We start from the raw sequence: 18,365 nt of genomic DNA, 5'->3' as shown, positions 1-18,365 counted from the left end.
GAACTGCTTAGTTCGTCCGTTTCGACGCATCGCGGCGTCATGGGGTCGCCGGGGCGGGTCGTCAACGTGACCTTGGTCGATGCTTTCAAGGCCCACCCCAAAACGCCCATTATGCCGTCACCAAGGCGGCCGCCGTCAGCCTGACGAAATCCTTCGCCCAGGAATGCGCTAAGGATCAGATCTTTGTCAATTCCGTCACGCCGCTGGCTTTGCGACGGGCCAAGCAAAACAGCTCGGATTCGCCGACGATGAGCGAGCCGTCCGCTCCGGCATTTCGGTTATCCAGCGCCTTGATCGCACGGCAAACGATGCCGACACCGAGGCGCCAGTCTCGCCCCTCCAGGGAACCGAAGCGTGGCTCCGGCGTTCGACATGAAAGACGATGATTCCCACGTCTTTCCGGAGCGCCTGTCATGGAAGAGAAGACCAATATAATCAAAGACCTGAGCGTCGAGGAGCGCGAGGAGATCTTCGTCGACATCGCCCGTACGCTGGAAGACACGGCACGTGAGGCCCTCGTTGAGGGCGATGCGCAATTTGCAGAACTTTCCATCAACATGGCTGAAGCAATCCGCGTCAGCGCCGATGAACTCGCCCGTGACGATCCCGAGAATGCCGAGCGCGTGCTGCTGCGGGCGACGGCGATGATCTCGCAGTTCGAGGCCGTGCACCCCTATCGCATGGTGAGCATGGCCGTACATTGATGGCCGGGCGCTCCGGCTCCAGCCTCCACTCAAATCATGGCCATCGGCGGGAACTCTTGCAACTCGCGAGGGTTATCGAATCGCAACATCTGTGGATGGGTTGGAAGGATAACCGGTATGATGTCCAAATCCGCTACACCTCCGGAAAGCGGCACTGACGACGCACGCTCGGCCGACACACAACAGGCGGCGGATGATCGTCGCAGGACGTTGGAGAAGGCCCGCAGCAATGCACGCGCGGTGATAGACGGCGGCGACAGCGAAACCCCCAGCCTGAAACTTGCGACGGAATATCTCAGACTCGGTGGCCGCCGCCGGTCCAAAATTGACGACAACATCACCGAAGTCCGCCAATGGGATCAGGATCCGCCGGAGGCCGAGAGGTTCTGGCGGGAGCGGGTGGAGACGCTTTCAAAAGATGAGCGTAAACAGGTGGTGGATTTTCTTCCGACCATCAACACGCCCTGAGCGGCTCATTCAAATGTGCTTGGAGAAGATCATGGCTATAGACAAGCACGAGCAGATACGTCGCCGTGCCTATGAAATCTGGGAGGCCGAGGGCCGCCCGGATGGAGCGGACCAGCGCCATTGGCTGCAAGCCTGCGATGAACTGGCCGGCGAGGATGAGCATGAGACCCTGCAGGATCTGCTCGATGAAGACGACAGGGATGATGCGGCGCTGCTTCAGGGCGCCGGTGAGAGCGGCGATTTCGATCGGCGGTCGCCAAAGCGCGGCCAGGTTGCCAAGGTTCCTTCCGTGCCGGATTTGGAAATGACGACTGGCGAAAAGCAGTCCCAGCGGAAGATCAGGAAGACCGAGGGGCCGTAATCCGATGCAGCATCTCGACCACGCCATCCAAATCGCTCTCGAAGCGCATGAAGGGCAGGCTGATAAGACCGACCGGCCGTACTTCGAGCACTGCCAGCGGGTAGCACTTCTCGTTTCCGGCGACGAGACACGAACGGTAGCCTACCTTCATGACGTCGTCGAGAAGGCAAGCGGGTGGACGCTCGACAGGCTGAGGAAGGAAGGCTTTCCGCCGGCGATCGTCGCCGCGGTCGATGCTCTGACACGGCGGCCGGACGAGACAGAGGACGACTTCGTCAGGCGTGCGGCTTCGAACCCGCTTGCTCTGCCGGTCAAGCAAGCCGACCTCGAAGATAATCTCCGTCAGGCCGAACAGGCCGGCAAGAAAACGGAAAAATATCAGCGCGGCCTGGATCTCCTGCACGATTTGAGGAGCGTGCAGTGAGGGCGCTCGGCAGAGCGCGAACTCCGCCGCCTTCATCTCATGCGCCGGACGGCGGCAGCTTAGCCACCACTGCCCGGCTGCGGTCGTTGGGCCATTTCACGCTTTATTGGCAAACCACACGATCGGAGTCCCGAGTACCCCTCCCTTGCGCATCGCTGCCTTCAGCTCTTCCAGCTTACTGAAAGCCTGAGCCGCTTCCAGCGTGGCAAACTCGTGCGTTACGGTAATGTCGTTCGGGTTGTCCGTGGCCCGGTAGACGGCTTCCGCCGTAACGCCATTGGCCTTTTGCACCTGATGAAACGCATCATAGATCTTGCGCCAGGTGGCGTAGTCGGAGACCTCGTGCCTCACGAATAGAGTCGTCATTTCATCCTCCCGCGTTGCCCGTAGAGATGTGTGTTACGATTGCACCAGGATCATCATGGTCTCCGGCAGCACGCCATCACTCGCCATCGCATCGGCCGCGGCCTTGGTCTGCATGAAGGCCATCAACTTTTGCATGTCTGCAACCTCCATCACCAAGCCAACGCGGTTGGGCGTTTGAGGGTCTGTGAAGGTGCGAATATTCGTGACGCCGACGGGTTCCAGTACTTGCTTGCGAACAGGCGAGACGAGCCAGTGTTTCGTGTCTTTGACGTCGTGACAGACCATTACGGTAGGCATTGCATCCTCCTCCCATGGCTCCAAAGTGAAATCAGAGTATAACATCGGGATTCGCCGGATTTCACTTAAATAATCTTGCACTTAAAGAATGTTAAGTTATGTCATTGAATGGTTGGTATGATTACTACTGGTAATCATAAAATATTAATGGCGCGTGAGAAGATAAGCACATCAAGCTCGGCAAATCTGAAGGATCGGGACGCACTTTAGGGTACGATGGCAATATCAGTCGACGCACCATCGACAATCGAAGCTGCGCACGAAAGGTTCAGCAATGATCGAACGGCTGCCATTTGATCTCAAGGCCTATGTGCGCGGCATTGAAACAAGGCGATGTTTTATCTGCGGCTTGGTCAAGAACGACCCCACTTGCTTTCATCATTGCATTTTCGAGGATGATGAGACCATCATCTTTCTGAGCAAATATCCGACTCTTCCGGGTTATTGCCTTGTCAGTCCGAAGGAGCACCGCGAGGATCTGGCGCGAGATATATCGACAGACGAATATCTTCGATTGCAGGAGAAGGTTCACATCTTGTCGCGCGCCCTCAAAAGAGTGTTCGATGCCGAGCGAATTTATGTGCTTTCACTCGGCAGTCAGCAAGCCAATAGCCATTTACATTTTCACGTCGTTCCCTTGCCTTCGGGCGTGCCGCTTGAAAAGCAGCAATACCACGCGTTGATGGCTGAGCATGGCGTTCTGCAGATACCGGACGATCAAATGGCAGAATTGGCGGAACGGATTGCCGAGGCGTACGAGACTGAACGGACCGGATCATAGCAGAACGGCGTACATGGGGTCGACGCCGCCGCTTTAATTGGGGGCGCTGCCCGTTGTCACCGGGGCTGTTCGACGAGGTCAAGCGCCGTTTTGTTGATCTGGCGCGCGGACGACGTCATCGCGCCACTCCTCGCAGCGAATGATTGTGCCGCTGCAATGGGCCGCGAAGGACCCTCTAACCCTACGCTAAGACTGGAGAGCAAAGGCCGCCACGCGCACGCCGTGTTCACGAAAGTGCCGCCCCAGTTCGTCAAGGTCCGGGCAAACCGGCGGATTGGCGAGCGCCTCCGCCCAATTCCCGTGGCTCGGCAGCGCCATCGCCGCGGTGACCAGCACGGTGGTTCCCGGGCCGATTTCGCCGCGCAGCTGCGGCAGCAGGGTCTTGGCGTGGATGAGGTTGGTGTTCGGTATGGGGCTCATCGCGTGGCCGGCCCTCGGACGAAGCGATAGATCAACAATCGCGCTGACATCAGTCTGTCCGTACCAGACAGCCCGGCGTTCAGCCTGCTCGGAGCGATCGGCGTTGAAATCGGCCCGTTCGATCGCAAAACCGCCCTCGATGGTACTGAGCGGATGCGGCGTGGCGATCCGGTGGATGCGGATGTGCCAGGGGTTTGCGGGAATAAGCCAGGTCTCGATCGTGACGTCATTCCAGGGGCGCCACCGGGAATAGAGCCGGTCGCCTGCTATCAGTGCCTCTTCGAGGCTTTCGCGCATGCGAAAGTGGGTGCCGTCGTCGGAGAGGCCGAGCATGCCGTCGAAGCTTGCGGCGGCAAAATTGCGGTCGTCGGCTTCGATGTTGAAGGCATAGCGGGTGGAGTAGGCGAATTTCGAATATTTCTCGTTTGCGCCGCGCATCTTGTCGTGCTGCTGGCCAGAGGAGAGCACGACGACATTTCCGGGCGTATGCATGGCGACCATGCCGGCCTGCTTCAAAGCCACCGGCTCTGAGAATTCCGGCTGCGGCGCCTCTTCGGCGGTCCAGAAGGGGTGATCCTGAGGGAGGGCGAGCGGCAGGAAGAATTTCAGCGCCCAATAGGGCGAGCCGGGAGAGTTATAGCTCTCGCTCATCAGAAGGTTCGGATAGCCGTAGCCGATGGAGAGAACGCCATCGCGGTCGGCGATCGGCAGTGCCGACCACCAGCGGATATGGCGCATGTAATAGCCCTTGATCTCGGCCCAGGGCAGCGCTTCGAGGCCGGCAAAGGCAAGCGCGCCCCAGAAGCCGCCAGCCGCAAAGCGGTAGGTCTGGCTGCGACCGAAGGCAAGGGCGGCCCCGTCGGGGCCGAACCAGTGGCGGATATCCCGCGCGAAGGTCCGAGCGCGCTCGCGGAAGCGGTCCTTGCGCGCCTCGTCGCCGCGTGCCAGCACGGTATGGATCAGGCCGTAGAAATGCATGGCGAAGGGGATGTAGTGATCGACCCGCCGCACCGGTCCGTCGCGATACCAGCCTTCGCCGAGATCGAAAGCTTCCAACTCGTCGAGATAGGCGATGGTTTTCCCATGGTCGAATGCAATACCAACGCGCTCCAGCCCGAGATCGATGAGGACGCGGAAGAATTTCCAGTTGTTGTCGATGAATTCCAAGTTCCGTGCCTGGAGAAGATAGGCGGAGACCGTCTTCTTGTCGCTATCGCTCAACGGCTCCCAGATATGTTCCGGCACCAGCGCCAGCGCAAAGCCGACGGCGGCGAGTTCGACCAGCCGCTGGTTGCGGTCGGCGAGATCGCCCCAATATTCGGGATGATCAGGATTGGTCCCGTTCGCCAGCCCGCGCCGATAAAGATCCCAATGCGGGAAATGGCCGCCACCGGCGGCAAGGGGAACGATGCCCCAGAGCGGCCGCGCAAATCCCTCCAGATCCGCCGCTGCCCGGTCGAAGATCGCACCTGTGGCACCGAGCCGCACACGCGCGCCGCCTTCGGAGAAATAGGGCAGAAGGGGCTCGAAAAGGTCGATGACGGCCTTTGCCAGATCGTCGCGCGTCTTCAGGGGAATACCGCAAAGCGGGTTGGCCCTGCTGGGATCGTAAATCATTGTCGGCTCTGGTTTTTCTAAAACAGGATCGGCCGCGGGCCATCTGCTGGTCCGCGGCCGTCAGCATCTCGCAAGGTCTACTTGATGGCCTTCACGCCTTCGGTCATTTCCTTCAGCCCGTCGTCGATAGGGGTGTTGTCGGTCATGATCGCGTCGTGGACGCGGTTGAGCACGACCTCGATCTTGGCCGCGTTCGGGTTGACCGCCATTTCCAGATAGGCTTTAGCCGGTATCAGCGCCTCCTTGCTGGCCGCATCTTCAGGGAAGCCGGGTGTTGCCGCGATCTTTGCGCTGACGTCGGCGGTTTTAAGCGCCGGGAAGGTGCCTGTTGACGCGACGACGGCCGCGCCCTCCGGTCCGGTGACGAACTTGATGAAATCGAGCGCGGCATCCTTGTGCTCGGAATTGGCGTTGACAGCGAGCCCCGAGATCTGCGCAGCCGTCGTGCCGGCTGGCACGCCATCGGGATGCGGGAACTTGACGATGCCCCAGTTTTTGCTCTTCGATTCACCCGATTTCACCTTGGCGATCTGGGTGCCGACGAACCAAGTGCCCATCGGCAGCATGCCGATCGTGCCGTTGAAGAAGAGCGCCGAATAATGCGTGTTCGATGTCTTCAGGAAGGCATAGGAGGGGATGGCGCCATCCTTCTGCAGGGTAAGCGCGCGCTCGTACCAGGGTTTCAGGAAGGCGTAGTCGCCGTCGACCAGCGTGTGTTTTCCGTCGAGGATGCCGGGTAGCTGGACCGTCGAGCGCCAGGTATGCAGCAGCGCACCATAGGTCTTGTTGGTGCCCATGCCGCCGGCAAGCTTCTCGGCGGTCGCGTCGAACTGCGCCCAGGTCATGTCGTTGGTGGGGTAGGCGACGCCGGCTTTGTCGAAGATGTCCTTGTTGTAATAAACGATCCAGAAGTCGGAGCGGAACGGCAGCGAATAGACCTTGCCGTCGACGGTCAGTTCCTCGATCAGGCCGCCATAGGGCGCCGGATCGATCTTCTGATCCTTCACGAAGCCGCTGAGATCGGCGATGTTGCCGGCACGCACCAGATTGGTATAGCCCGGCACGTCCTTGATGGTGACGATGTCGATGTCTTTCGAGCCGCCGGTCAGCTGCGTCGAAATCATCTGCTGGTAGTCCTGCGAGCCGAGGTCCATCGGCTCGAACTTCACGTTCGGGTGCTTGGCCTGATAGGCCTCGATCAGCGGCTTGTAATAGGCGGTCTTGTCCCAGTCCCACAAAGCCCATTTCAGCGTCACGGCGTCTTGAGCGAGCGCCGCGCCTGATGTCGTTGCGGCCAGAGTGAAACCTGCCACGGCAAGTTTCACCGTCCTCCCGAATTTGTCCAAATACATTCCTGTTCTCCTTCCCTGGATCGTCTCTGTATCAGTTATTTTTAAAGTGTCGGTGTGGCTGCATTGCCTCTGGCAGGTCCAGAACCAACACCACCGCCCGATGGACGCCGAATGCGACGGCGAACATTCCGAGTGAAAAATTGAAGGCCGCCGGCATGAACACGGAAACCGGATAGAAGAGGATGTGCGCCAGCCACAGGGCGGCGTTGACGGCGAGCGCGGCAAGCGCCGGCAGCGGGCGGGCGACGGAGGCGAGCGCGGCGAGCCGCAGGAGCCGCAGCGCCGGCAGGTCGCGCATCACCATCAGCACGATGAGATGGCAGGCGGTGACCGCAAGGAAGGCGGTGGCAACAAGCGCGACCGCCAGCGGTGCGGCGAGCATCAGCTTGTCACGCGCGCCGGCTGCATAGCTGAAGATTGCATAGATGCCGAGTGCGAGCCCGCCCGTCAGCGCCAGACCCCAGGCGGTGGCGCGCCAGAAATAGTGCAGGAATGCTTCGGTGAAGTCGCGCAGCAGATAGGTGTTGCGATCCTCGACGAAGGCCACCGAGACCCGGGCCGTGGCGGCGATTGCCGCCGGCAGCGTTACGACGGGGAGGCAGGCGAGGATGAACAGGATGTTGAGCTTGACCATCTCCCACCATTCGCGGGCGAGGATGTCGGCGAAGAGGGCAAGGCCGGTCTTCGCAGGCGCATCCTTCGGAATGCCCGGCCCCTCCTGCGTCCACATGTCCCGCAACCACTGCATGGCCGTCTCCCCAGGCGCTCACTAAAGAATCGATCGTTCGGTTTCCTTGTCAAACAGCTGCGCATTGCTCATGTCGGCGACAAGCGTCGCCTCGTCGCCGATGTCAGGCCGGAAGCGCGGCGACACGCGGGCGATGAGATTGCGCCCGCCGGCCACCATGTTCAGGTGCACTTCCGAGCCCATCGGTTCGGCAAGCTCGACCACTGCCTTCAAGGGCGCGAGATTTTCGGCCGGGATGTCGGCCGGCGGCAGTTCATGGAAATTCTCCGGGCGGATGCCGAGCACCAGCTCGCGGTCCTCGTAGGGCGCGATCCTGCTCTGGTCGAAATGCGCAGGCAGCGGCAATTCCCGGCCGTCGAAGATGGCGACGTAGCCGTCACCCCGGCGCTGAATGGTCGACGGCAGCATGTTCATCTGCGGCGCGCCGATGAAGCCGGCGACGAACATGTTGACGGGGCGGTCGTAAAGGTTCTGCGGTGTGTCGACCTGTTGGATATGGCCGTCCTTCATGACGACGATGCGGTCGGCCATCGTCATGGCTTCCACCTGGTCGTGGGTGACGTAGATGAAGGTGGCGTTGAGGCGCTTGTGCAGCTTGGTGATTTCCGAGCGCATTGTGCCGCGCAGCTTGGCGTCGAGATTGGACAGCGGCTCGTCGAGGAGGAAAACGGCCGGGTTGCGCACCATGGCGCGGCCGAGCGCGACGCGCTGGCGCTGCCCACCCGAAAGCGCTTTCGGCTTGCGGTTCAGGAGATGGGTGATGTCGAGGATCTTGGCCGCATCCTGCACCTGCTTGTCGATGAAATCACGCGACACTTTGCGCAGCTGCAGGCCGAAAGCCATGTTCTTGTAAACGGTCATATGCGGGTAGAGCGCATAATTCTGGAAAACCATGGCGATATCCCGGTCCTTGGAGGGGACGTCGTTCATGACGTCGCCGCCGATCTTGAGTTCTCCGCCGGAGATCTCCTCGAGGCCGGCGATCATCCTGAGCGTCGTCGATTTGCCGCAGCCGGAGGGGCCGACCAGGATGATGAATTCCTTGTCTGATATTTCGAGGTCGATATCGTGGACGACGGTGAGCGCGCCGTAGGATTTGTTCAGCTCTTTAAGCGAAATGCTGGCCATCGGGTTCTCCTGACCTCACCAATAGGAAGACCAGCGGCGCGAAAGACGCGTCAAAGCTTCCATGTAATAATAATCTCCCCAGGAGACGCACTCATCGACGCCCTCGCCACGGCATGTGTTGAACGGCGATTTCTTCGAATAGGTTGCATGCAGCACCAGGCCGTTGGAGACGGTTGGATCCTTGACCGCATAGTGATCGGCAAGGCTCTTCACCATGCGCCGCGCCAGCACGCGGTAGCGCTCGGCGGTGTCGGCGTCGACGAGCTCGGCCATCTCAAGCAGGCCGCAGGCGGTGATCGAGGCCGACGAGCTGTCGCGCGGCTCGCCGTCGCCGTCGGAAAAAACAAGATCCCAATAGGGCACCATGTCGGCCGGCAGCCGGTTGAGGTAGAAGGCGAGCAGCCGGTCGAAGCTCCGGCGATATTCCTCGATTGGCTCGTAGCGATAGGAGATCGCCATGCCCGCTATGCCCCATGCCTGCCCGCGCGCCCAGAAACTGTCGTCCCGGTAGCCCTGCTTGGTGGCGCCGCGCACCGGCGCGCCGGTGACGGGGTCCATGTAAAAGGTGTGATAGGTGGAATCGTCAGGCCGCACCGAATGGGCAAGCGTCGTGCGGGCATGGGCGAGCGCGATCTCGCGATATTTCGGATCGCCGGTCTCGCGGCTCGCCCAGTAGAGCAGCGGCAGGTTCAACAGGCAGTCGATGATGTAGCGGTATTCCTCCGGCTTGCCTTTATGGCCCCAGGCCTGGATGAACTGGCCGATTGGCTGGAAGCGCTCGATCAACTGGTCGGCGGCAAGGATCGCGGCCTTGCGGCCATCCTCGTCCCCGACGAGCTTCCAGGCGGCGATGCAGGAGGGTGAATAGAGAAAGCCCATATCATGATGATCGGTCTCGATGCGGTTGACGATCCGATGCAGGAAGGACTGGACCTGGATCTGCGCGGCGTGGCGGAACACCGGATCGCCGCTATGCTCGAAGGCCAGCCACAGCTCGCCCGGCCAGAAGCCGGCGGTCCACTGGTCGTTAGCCACTGCGGGATAGACATTGTTCACGCTCGAATGGTTCTGCGCGGCATAGGTGAAATCAGGGAGATTGCGCCGGATCTGCGCGACGGCAAGATCGAGCGCGGCTTGGACCTCGTCATCGGTGATCGGTAGCGGGGAGACGGATGATACGGCGTTCATGGATTTACCCCTTCAGTCCCGTCGAGGCGATGCCCTCGACGAAGAAGCGCTGCAGCGCGAGGAAGACGATGAGAACCGGGATGAGAGCGACGACGGAAGCCGCCATGATCAGCCCGTATTCGGCCGAATACTGTGAGATGAACATGCGCAGGCCGATCTGGACGGTCTTCAGCTCTGTCTTGGTGAGATAGATCATCGGCCCGAGGAAATCATTCCAGGTGCTGACGAAGGTGAAGATCGTCAGCGTCGAGAGCGCCGGCTTCGAGAGCGGTAGCATGATGCGCGCCCAGATCTGATATTCGTTCATGCCGTCGATGCGGGCCGCCTCGCAGAGCTCGGTCGGGATCGACATGTAGAACTGCCGCATCAGGAAAACGCCGAAGGCGGTGAAGGCCTGCAGGCAGATCAGCGCCAGATGCGTGTTGTTGAGGCCGAACTCGCGCATCAGCAGGAATTGCGGCACCATATAGACCTGCCAGGGCATGGCGATGGTGGCGATATAGCCGAGGAACAGCGTGTTCTTATAGGGGAAATTCAGCTTGGCGAAGGCATAGGCGGCAAAGCTGGAGGTCAGAAGCTGCAGCAGCGTGACGATGATCGTCAGCTTCGAGGTGTTGTAGATGAAGAGCGCAAGCGGGATCTTCGTCCAGATGTCGACGTAGTTCTGCCATTGCGGCTGCGACGGGATCCACTCGATCGGGAAGGCGAAGACATCGCGGCTGAGCTTCAGGGACGCCGAAAGCATCCAGGCGAAGGGCAGCAGCATCACCACCGTCACCGTGATGACGATGGCATAAAGGAGGACCGTTTTGGCGGTGACCTTGCGTCCGGCGATCCTCATGCCTCATCCTCCCGCTGGCGGCGGAACTGGAAGACGGTGACCGCCAGCACGAGGAAGAACAGCACCAGCGAAACCATGCTGGAATAACCGAGATCCCAGGAAATGAAGGCCTCGTTGTAGACGTGGTAGACGAGGACGAGCGTCGAAGTGCCGGGTCCGCCCTGGGTGATCATGAAGATCTGGTCGAAGACTTTGAAGGACTGGATCGTCAGCATGACGGTGACGAAGAAGGTCGTCGGCCCGAGTTGCGGCACGGTGACGTGGATGAACTTCTGCCAGGAGTTGGCGCCATCGAGATCGGCGGCCTCGTAGAGTTCGGAATTGATCCCCTGCAGCCCGGCCAGATAGATGACCATGTAATAGCCCATGTTCTTCCAGATGCCGAAGAGGATCACCGTTACCATCGCCCAATGGCGGTCGGCCGACCATCCCGGCATGTTCTTCGGGTCGAGGCCGAGCGTGTAGAGGATCATGTTCACCGGTCCCATCTCGGGATTGAAGATCATGTTCCAGACGACGGCGACGGCGACCAGCGAGGCGACATAGGGGAAGAACATCGCTGTGCGGAAGAAATTTCGCCCGACGATTTTCTGATTGAGGAGAACGGCGAGGCCGAGTGCGCACAGCAGTGTCGCCGGGACCGAGGCGGCCGTATAGATGATCGTGTTCCAGAAGGCGGCGATGAACGCCTTGTCGTCGAAGAGCCGCCAGAAATTGTCTAGCCCCGCGAATGTGATCGCATTCGAGCCGTCCCAATGCATGAAGGCGAGGGCGAAGGCGAACAGGATCGGGCCGAGCGTGAAGACCGCGAAGCCGAGGAAATTCGGGGCGATGAAGGAATAAGCGACGAGCGCATTGCGGATCTTGCGCTGCCGCTTGGACAGGGCGGTGACCTTCCGGCGGGAAGCCGCTGGGGCGCCATCCGTCGCGATGACCGAATTCGATATGGACACCGATGCTTCCTCCTGGGCGGGCATTCTGCGGCTGGCCGCGAGATGCTTAGATCCTAAAATCCGGGCGGCCGAATGCCGCCAGTTCTTCCTCCTGCCAAGGACATAGCACATCTCCGGTATTGGTCAAACAAGTTCTGAATAGGTCATACAAATTTTATGGAAAGCGCCGAAAACATATGATAGGTGAGGACGAAGGCTAAGCGAGGTCAATGCTTTTCCGATGCGGGGAGGGACATGTTCAGCGAGATTTCAGGTGAGCTGCCGGATGTCCTGGGTGATTTTTTACCGGGTGCCGTCTGCTCCGATCGCGCCAGATGGAATGCTGTGCCGCCGGCGACGCGCGATCTGGTCGTGCGCGAAGCCGAAGCCACGCTTGCGCGGCCCTGGCCCCTTATCATCGCTTCGGATTACCGGCAGTACACCGAGACCGGCAATCGTTCGCGCTTCGAGGAGCTTTATTTCACGCGCCGCCGGATGCTGAACAATCTGGTGCTGGGCGAACTCGTGGAAGCCGGCGGCCGCTTCCTGTCTGCGATCGTCGATGGCATCTTTCTGATCGCCGAGGAAAGCGGCTGGCAGCTTCCGGCGCATAATGCTTATGAACGCAGCGGTGCGCGGCTGCCCCTTCCCGACAATTCGCAGCCCGTCATCGATCTCTTCGCCGCCGAAACGGCCGCCCTGCTGGCCACCGTCGTCGCCTTGCTCGGCGAGGAGCTTGACGGCGTCAGCCCCGAGATCGTGGCGCGTGTGGAGCGGGAGATCGAAGCCCGCATCCTGACGCCCTATCTCGGCCGGCATTTCTGGTGGATGGGCCGCGGTGACGAGCGGATGAACAACTGGACGGCCTGGATAACCCAGAACGTCCTGTTGACGGTGTTCTCCCTAAAAACCGATCAGCCGTCACGTCGCGCGGTCGTCGAAAAGGCGCTCGGCAGTCTCGATGCTTTCCTGAAGGATTATGCCGAGGACGGAGCCTGCGAGGAGGGGGTGGTCTATTACCGCCACGCCGCGCTCTGTCTGCGCGGCGCGCTGACCGTGCTCGATAGCGTGGCGCCCAGGCTGTTCGACAAGATCTGGCGGCAGCCGAAGATCCGCAACATGGCTGAGTTTATCGCCAATATGCATGTGGCCGGACGCTATTTTTTCAACTTCGCGGATTCCTCCGCCGTGGTCGAGCCCTGCAGCGCACGGGAATATCTGTTCGGCAAGGCGGTTGGTTCCGAGATGCTGGCGGCGTTCGCCGCCGCCGACCGGGCAGCAGCCGGGAGCCCGCATCTGCCCGGCGAATGGAACCTCTGGTACCGCGTGCAGGAACTGCTGGCCGGTTATACGATCCCCGCCGCCGAACCGCAGCCGGCATCCGGCCGCGATAGCTTCTATCCCGGCACCGGACTGTTCATCGCCCGCGACGAGCAGTTTTCGCTTGCGGTCAAGGGCGGCAACAACGGCGAAGGCCACAATCACAACGATGTCGGCAGCGTGACGCTCTACAAGAATGGCCGTCCCTTCCTGATCGATGTCGGCGTCGAGACCTATACGGCAAGGACCTTCTCGCCGTGGCGTTACGAAATATGGACGATGCAGTCGGCCTTTCACAACCTGCCGACCTTCGAAGGCGTCATGCAGTCCGCCGGCGAAGCCTTCGGCGCCCGTGACGTCGAGGTCGAATTCGGCGAGAGCGAGGCGCGCATATCCCTCGATATATCAGGTGCCTATCCCCCGGAAGCGAAGCTGCGCAGCTATCGGCGCGCAGTCTCCCTGCAACACGGTCGCCATGTCGAGATCGTCGATACTTATGATGGGGACAGACCGGCGGTCCTGTCGCTGATGACGTGCCTGCCGCCGATCGTCGCCCCTGACAAAATCGATCTCGCCGATCTCGGCAGCATTGTCGTCGACGGCGCCGGGCCGATTGAAGTGGACCAGATCGAAGTGGATGACATCAGGCTGAGAGCGGCCTGGCCCGAGAGGCTTTACCGGTTGCGCCTGCCCTTTGCCGGCAAGTTGTTGAGATTGCGGATCGTCTGAGGAGGGCGCGCATGGAGTTGACGCTGAAGATCGTGGATGCCGATGGCTTCGTGCTGGCAAGTCATACGGGGCAGGACGAGACGTTTCTGGTCTATCGCCAGAATTATGGTGAGGGCGACTGCGTCGTTGTCGAGGCTTCCGAGCCCGGACATGTCTTCCTCGCGCTGGACACCGCCATCCATCCTGGCCTCGTCTACATCAGGGAAAACGGCTATTGCCTCGCCGTGCCCTTCGGCGACAAGCGCAAGTGCTATTCGCCGAACGCCTTCAGGGGCGACATCCACCGGCTTTCAGCGCGAAGCGCGCGCCCTGACGAGATTGTCCAAAGGCGCAATCTCGCTGTCAATCCCTGGGACGATCACGCCAACCGGACGCTTTTCCCGCATGCGCGCGCCAATGTCGAAACTCGCGGCGAAGCGGTGTTTGCCGCGCGCAACGCGATCGATGGCGAAAAGGCCAACGACAATCACGGCTTCTGGCCTTACACCAGTTGGGGCATCAATCGCGATCCCAAGGCCGCCCTGACGGTGGAATTCGGCCGGCCCGTCCGGATCGATGAGATCGTCTTCTATCTCCGGGCGGATTTCCCGCATGATTCCTGGTGGGAGCAGGCGAGCGTCACCTTCTCGAATGGCGCGACCTCCTCCTTTCCGCTGGTGAAATCGGGTGCTGCGCAGGGTTTTTCCATCGAGCCCTGCATCGTCGAATGGGTGGAACTGCACGGGCTGATCAAGGCGCCGGATAGCTCGCCCTATCCGGCGCTGACGCAGATCGAAATCTGGGGAATGGAGGTGCCCGGTGCCGCAGCCGTCGAAGACGAGGCCCGGCACAGCGCTCGTCCTCCTGCTCTATGAATCCACGGCCGGCCTCGGCCGTGCCGCGCTCGGAGGGCTATCGTGCAGCCGGTTCCAGGCGCGGCGCAACTGCCGGGCCGAGCCGAAGCCGGCGCGCATTGCAACGGCTTCCATATCCAGCCTCGAGCCGGCGAGCATCTCGCGGGCGAGGGCGACGCGCATGCGGTTGATGAAATCCGTCACGCTCATGCCCGTCTGCTCGTTGAACAGCCGTGAAAGATTGCGCGGGCTGGCGCCGCTGAGGCGGGCGAGCGAGGCGACCGACCAGTTCTGGGCCGGATCAGCGGCCACTGCATCCTGTGCACGGTGAATGACCGGGTGGATGTGGTTGCGACCTTCGAGCCAGGGCGAAAGCTGTGGGTCGGAGCCGCCGCGCCTGAGATAGACCACGAGATACCGCGCGACCGCGACGGCGCATGCGTGGCCGGCCGCCTCAGCGACGATATGCAACATCAGATCTATGCCGGCGGTGATGCCGGCACTTGTCAGGCGCTCGCCATCCTCGACATAGAGCCGGTTGTCCCGGATGCGCGCCGTCGGCGCGAGCCTCGCCAGGTCCTGCATGCAGCCGTGATGGGTGGTGCATTCGCGGCCGTCGAGCATTCCGGCCTCGGCAGCGAGCAAGGCGCCAGAGCAGATCGAAACCAGACGAAGCCCTGGGCGCATGGCGCGCTTCAGCCACGCGACGATGGCGGCCTGAGCGTCGCGCTCCTGCTCGTCCCATGGGCGGTTGTTGTCCATCGGAGCGTCGGCGCTGCCGGCGATGACGACAAGCGCCTTGTCGGGCAAGCACTCCGGCAGGGCGGCGACGCCGGTAACGGCAAGGCCGATCGAACTGCCGACCGTTGCCGACGGACCGATATAGGTGACGCTGAAGCGCACCGTCCGCTGTTCGAGGTTCGCCTTGCGCAGCACTTCGATCGGGCCGGCGACGTCGAGCAGCAGCACGCGCGGCGGCACGACGACGAAGACGGGGATCTCGAAAGGCTGCGCAGCGTCTATCATGCGGCGAGTTGCTCTGCAGGCCCCGCCAGCGCCTGTTCGACGGTGGCGATCCTGGCAAAACGGCCCGACAGGACCAGTTCCGTGCGGCCGCGGATTTCGCCGGCGCTCCAGGTGCGGCCCGCCCTGTCGGTCATCGGAAAGGTCAGAGTCGCTTCGCCGACATAGTCGACCTGATAGCCGAGATCCGATGCGTGGCGGGTCGTGGTCTCGCAGCATTGTTCGGTGCGGATGCCTGAGACGATGATTCGACGCACGCCGTTCTCGGTCAGCCAGACGTCGAGCCCGGAGCCGACGAGCGCGCTGTGACGGCTCTTTCTGAAGGTTGCTTTAGGGGTGATCCGGAGTGGGGCGAGCGTCCTGACGAAGCCCGAGCTTTCCGAAAACGGCCCACTTCCGTCGACATGGAAGATCTGAATGACGGGTATCCCGCCGGCCTGCGCGCCGTCGATCAGAGCCTGCTGACGACCGATATAGGCGGACGCGGGGCTTTCATCCCAATAATCGCGCTGCCGGAAGGATTCTTGAGCGTCGATGACGAGAAGGACAGTATCATGGCCGGACATTTCTTGCTTCCTTGATGTTGATCATGAAGCCATATTCCGCGATCCCTGGACAGAGGGAAATGCACGCTCCGGACAAATAGCGGACAATTCACGCCAGCAGCCGGCAAGGCAGGGTCCGCTATGGTCGGAGAGATCAAACGCCTGCCGGCCTTGGATGCTTACGCTTCCGCGAAGCCCTCTGCCCATGCTAAGGGGAACGGATGAGACTGCTTGTGGTGGAGGACAACAAGGATCTGGCAGCCTGGCTGGGCAAGGCCCTGCGGCAGGCGCAATATGCTATCGATATCGCTTATGACGGCGAGGATGCGGAGCATCTGCTCAAGGTGGCGGAATATTCGGCGATGATCCTCGACCTTTCGCTGCCGAAGCTTGACGGTTTGACGCTTCTGAAGCGGCTGAGACAATCGGGGAACAAGCTCCCGGTGATCATCTTGACCGCCAATGCGAGCCTAGACGGCCGTGTGGCTGGGCTCGACAGCGGCGCCGACGACTATCTCGCCAAGCCCTTCGAAATCGCCGAGCTGGAGGCGAGGATCCGTGCGGTGGTGCGCCGCGGGCAGGATCGGGCATCGTCCGAGATCACCGTCGGGAACCTGCGTTTTTCCGGTGGTACACGGCAGTTTTTTGTCGGGGGCGAGCCGCTGCAACTGACGCCGCGGGAATATGCCGTCCTCGAACAGCTTGTCATGAAGCTTGGCAACACGGTCTCGAAAGCCTCCCTTTCCGAAAGCGTATTCGGTTTCGACGACGAGGCGGATCCGAGCGCAATCGAAATCTACATCCACAGGCTTAGAAAGAAGCTCGAGAGCAGTTCGGTTCAGATCGCGACCTTGCGCGGGCTCGGTTATCTCCTCCGACATGTCGAATAGCGTCGTCACAAAGACCGGTGCGACGATCGCGCGGCTCAGTCAGAGCCTGAGAGTACAACTGCTCTGCTGGGTGCTGCTGACGCTGTTCGGCGCCATCGGCTTCAATCTTTACGACAGCTTCTGGACGGCGGATGCGACGGCAAAGCTGGTCACGGATCGAACCCTTCTGGCCTCGGCCCGCGTCATCGCCGAGGCCGTGCGCGTCGACGAGGGTGGCAATGTTCAGGTGGACGTGCCGCCGGCCGCGCTCGAGATGTTTGACACGGGTTTCGGTGACCGCGTCTCCTATCAGGTTATCACCGCCTGGGGCAGCCTGGTGAGCGGCTTTCCCGATTTGCCGTTGCCGACTGTCCAGCGGGCCGGCGAGGATCGCGTGTTCCATGGCGCCGATGTGCGCGTCATGATGCTCGACCATCCCGTTGTCGGTCTTCCCGATGACGGCACCGTCTCGGTGAGCATCGCAGTGACGCATAACAGTCAGTATGCGATGCGAAGGCAGCTGTGGCTTTCGGATTTTTCGAAGCAGTTCGTGCTCGTCTTCGTCGCCAGCCTGGTGACCATCCTCGGGCTCCAACGCGGCCTGGCGCCGGCTCTCAGACTGCGGGACGCCGTGCGCCAGCGCGGGCGCAACCGTCTTGATCCGCTGCCGCCCGAGATGGTGCAGAGCGAACTGCGTCCGCTCGTCCATGCGCTGAACGACTATATGGAGCGTGTCCAGAACCAGATGGCGGCGCAACGGCGCTTCGTATCGAATGCCGCCCATCAGCTCAGAACACCTCTGGCGCTGATTTCGACGCAGGCGAGCGTCGCGGCTCGCGAGCAGGATGCGGCTCGCCGCGACGAGGCGCTTGTCGCTCTCCGGACCAGCACGCGGCAGATTTCGCGGCTTGCCAGCCAGCTGCTGACCTTGTCGCGCGCCGAGCCGGGAAGCAGGCGGCCACGCAGCGATGCGACCGACCTCAGCAAGGCTGCCCGCGAGATCCTGGAAGTGCATGCCGCAGAGGCGCTCCGGCGCAATATCGACGTCGGATTGGAGGCGGATCGACCCGTCATCGTCGAGGGCGACGGCACGATGCTGCGTGAGATGCTGGTCAATCTGATAGACAATGCGATCCGCTATGTCAGCGCGGATGGACGGGTGACCGTTGCGGTCCGGCAGGCAGATGGCAAGGCGGTCGTCACCGTCGAGGATAACGGGCCGGGAATTCCCGAGGGGGAGCGCGAACAGGTTTTTGAACGCTTCTACCGGATCATCGGGACGGAAGCGGAGGGCAGCGGCCTGGGACTTGCGATCGTCCGGGAGGTCGTGGAAGGCGCGGGAGGTTCAGTGTCGCTGGGTGATGCCGAAGGCGGCGGTCTCGTCGTGACTGTGCAACTGCCGCTGGCGTAAATCCGGGA

20 protein-coding genes and 1 pseudogene are annotated in these 18,365 nt (G+C 61.4%); 10 read left to right on the top strand and 11 right to left on the bottom strand.

Annotated features, from left to right (window positions below; genetic code table 11):
- Positions 1 to 51: 51 nt before the first annotated feature.
- The 5 genes and pseudogenes from AMK05_RS36300 to AMK05_RS32010 all read left to right on the top strand — a co-directional run.
- Positions 52 to 241, top strand: a pseudogene (locus tag AMK05_RS36300) (SDR family oxidoreductase); the annotation flags it as partial.
- A gap of 172 nt (positions 242 to 413) precedes the next feature.
- On the top strand, positions 414 to 704 hold the full coding sequence (locus AMK05_RS32025; protein WP_064844603.1) for a hypothetical protein: 291 nt from the start codon (positions 414 to 416) through the stop codon (positions 702 to 704).
- Between the two features lie 117 nt (positions 705 to 821).
- On the top strand, positions 822 to 1,172 hold the full coding sequence (locus AMK05_RS32020) for a hypothetical protein (protein WP_064844601.1): 351 nt from the start codon (positions 822 to 824) through the stop codon (positions 1,170 to 1,172).
- Positions 1,173 to 1,203: 31 nt separating this feature from the next.
- Positions 1,204 to 1,533 carry a DUF2934 domain-containing protein gene (locus AMK05_RS32015; protein WP_064844600.1) on the top strand — a complete coding sequence of 110 codons (330 nt, stop codon included), beginning with the start codon at positions 1,204 to 1,206 and terminating at the stop codon, positions 1,531 to 1,533.
- A 4-nt stretch (positions 1,534 to 1,537) separates the two neighbouring features.
- The gene (locus tag AMK05_RS32010) at positions 1,538 to 1,957 is read left to right on the top strand and encodes an HD domain-containing protein (protein ID WP_064844599.1); all 420 of its coding nucleotides are present in this window, start codon (positions 1,538 to 1,540) and stop codon (positions 1,955 to 1,957) included.
- Between the two features lie 96 nt (positions 1,958 to 2,053).
- On the opposite strand, the gene AMK05_RS32005 is transcribed toward AMK05_RS32010, so the two are convergent.
- Complete coding sequence (locus AMK05_RS32005) at positions 2,054 to 2,323, bottom strand: antibiotic biosynthesis monooxygenase (protein WP_064844598.1); 270 nt, start codon at positions 2,321 to 2,323, stop codon at positions 2,054 to 2,056.
- 33 nt (positions 2,324 to 2,356) lie between these two features.
- Positions 2,357 to 2,620, bottom strand: coding sequence for a hypothetical protein (locus AMK05_RS32000; protein WP_064845017.1), 264 nt, complete (start codon positions 2,618 to 2,620; stop codon positions 2,357 to 2,359).
- A 274-nt stretch (positions 2,621 to 2,894) separates the two neighbouring features.
- On the opposite strand from AMK05_RS32000, the gene AMK05_RS31995 reads away from it, so the two are divergent.
- A complete protein-coding gene (locus AMK05_RS31995) occupies positions 2,895 to 3,401 on the top strand; it encodes an HIT family protein (protein WP_064844597.1) in 507 nt (168 codons plus the stop codon).
- Positions 3,402 to 3,587: 186 nt separating this feature from the next.
- Here AMK05_RS31995 and AMK05_RS31990 read toward each other — a convergent pair whose 3' ends face one another.
- The 7 genes from AMK05_RS31990 to AMK05_RS31960 form a co-directional block, all read right to left on the bottom strand.
- Positions 3,588 to 5,438: a DUF2264 domain-containing protein gene (locus AMK05_RS31990; RefSeq protein ID WP_064844594.1), complete on the bottom strand. Its 1,851-nt coding sequence runs from the start codon at positions 5,436 to 5,438 to the stop codon at positions 3,588 to 3,590.
- Positions 5,439 to 5,515: 77 nt separating this feature from the next.
- The gene (locus AMK05_RS31985; RefSeq protein WP_064844592.1) at positions 5,516 to 6,790 is read right to left on the bottom strand and encodes an ABC transporter substrate-binding protein; all 1,275 of its coding nucleotides are present in this window, start codon (positions 6,788 to 6,790) and stop codon (positions 5,516 to 5,518) included.
- A 31-nt stretch (positions 6,791 to 6,821) separates the two neighbouring features.
- The gene (locus AMK05_RS31980; RefSeq protein WP_064844589.1) at positions 6,822 to 7,538 is read right to left on the bottom strand and encodes a YesL family protein; all 717 of its coding nucleotides are present in this window, start codon (positions 7,536 to 7,538) and stop codon (positions 6,822 to 6,824) included.
- 21 nt (positions 7,539 to 7,559) lie between these two features.
- Positions 7,560 to 8,666 (bottom strand): ABC transporter ATP-binding protein, encoded by a 1,107-nt coding sequence (locus AMK05_RS31975; RefSeq protein WP_064844587.1) that lies wholly within the window; start codon positions 8,664 to 8,666, stop codon positions 7,560 to 7,562.
- 15 nt (positions 8,667 to 8,681) lie between these two features.
- Positions 8,682 to 9,854, bottom strand: a complete 1,173-nt coding sequence (locus tag AMK05_RS31970) for a glycoside hydrolase family 88 protein (protein WP_064844584.1) — start codon at positions 9,852 to 9,854, stop codon at positions 8,682 to 8,684.
- A gap of 4 nt (positions 9,855 to 9,858) precedes the next feature.
- The gene (locus AMK05_RS31965) at positions 9,859 to 10,695 is read right to left on the bottom strand and encodes a carbohydrate ABC transporter permease (protein WP_064844582.1); all 837 of its coding nucleotides are present in this window, start codon (positions 10,693 to 10,695) and stop codon (positions 9,859 to 9,861) included.
- Positions 10,692 to 11,672 (bottom strand): carbohydrate ABC transporter permease, encoded by a 981-nt coding sequence (locus tag AMK05_RS31960; protein WP_171899894.1) that lies wholly within the window; start codon positions 11,670 to 11,672, stop codon positions 10,692 to 10,694. The genes AMK05_RS31965 and AMK05_RS31960 overlap by 4 nt, the downstream gene beginning before the upstream one ends.
- A gap of 210 nt (positions 11,673 to 11,882) precedes the next feature.
- On the opposite strand from AMK05_RS31960, the gene AMK05_RS31955 reads away from it, so the two are divergent.
- The gene (locus AMK05_RS31955; RefSeq protein WP_064844578.1) at positions 11,883 to 13,676 is read left to right on the top strand and encodes a heparinase II/III domain-containing protein; all 1,794 of its coding nucleotides are present in this window, start codon (positions 11,883 to 11,885) and stop codon (positions 13,674 to 13,676) included.
- Between the two features lie 11 nt (positions 13,677 to 13,687).
- On the top strand, positions 13,688 to 14,530 hold the full coding sequence (locus AMK05_RS31950) for a hypothetical protein (RefSeq protein ID WP_064844576.1): 843 nt from the start codon (positions 13,688 to 13,690) through the stop codon (positions 14,528 to 14,530).
- Here the strand turns inward: AMK05_RS31950 and AMK05_RS31945 are convergent.
- Both AMK05_RS31945 and AMK05_RS31940 read right to left on the bottom strand, forming a co-directional pair.
- The gene (locus tag AMK05_RS31945) at positions 14,525 to 15,535 is read right to left on the bottom strand and encodes a GlxA family transcriptional regulator (protein WP_064844573.1); all 1,011 of its coding nucleotides are present in this window, start codon (positions 15,533 to 15,535) and stop codon (positions 14,525 to 14,527) included. The two genes, AMK05_RS31950 and AMK05_RS31945, sit on opposite strands and share 6 nt — an antisense overlap.
- Positions 15,532 to 16,098, bottom strand: a complete 567-nt coding sequence (locus AMK05_RS31940; protein WP_064844571.1) for an isochorismatase family protein — start codon at positions 16,096 to 16,098, stop codon at positions 15,532 to 15,534. The genes AMK05_RS31945 and AMK05_RS31940 overlap by 4 nt, the downstream gene beginning before the upstream one ends.
- 200 nt (positions 16,099 to 16,298) lie before the next feature.
- On the opposite strand from AMK05_RS31940, the gene AMK05_RS31935 reads away from it, so the two are divergent.
- Complete coding sequence (locus AMK05_RS31935; RefSeq protein ID WP_064844569.1) at positions 16,299 to 16,967, top strand: response regulator; 669 nt, start codon at positions 16,299 to 16,301, stop codon at positions 16,965 to 16,967.
- Complete coding sequence (locus tag AMK05_RS31930; protein ID WP_064844566.1) at positions 16,957 to 18,357, top strand: sensor histidine kinase; 1,401 nt, start codon at positions 16,957 to 16,959, stop codon at positions 18,355 to 18,357. The genes AMK05_RS31935 and AMK05_RS31930 overlap by 11 nt, the downstream gene beginning before the upstream one ends.
- Positions 18,358 to 18,365: the final 8 nt, after the last annotated feature.

The sequence above is a fragment of the Rhizobium sp. N324 genome, from assembly GCF_001664485.1.
In the GTDB taxonomy this organism is placed as follows: Bacteria; Pseudomonadota; Alphaproteobacteria; order Rhizobiales; family Rhizobiaceae; genus Rhizobium.
Note: the sequence above shows the minus strand (reverse complement) of the source record. Positions and strands in the feature narration are given on the sequence as shown.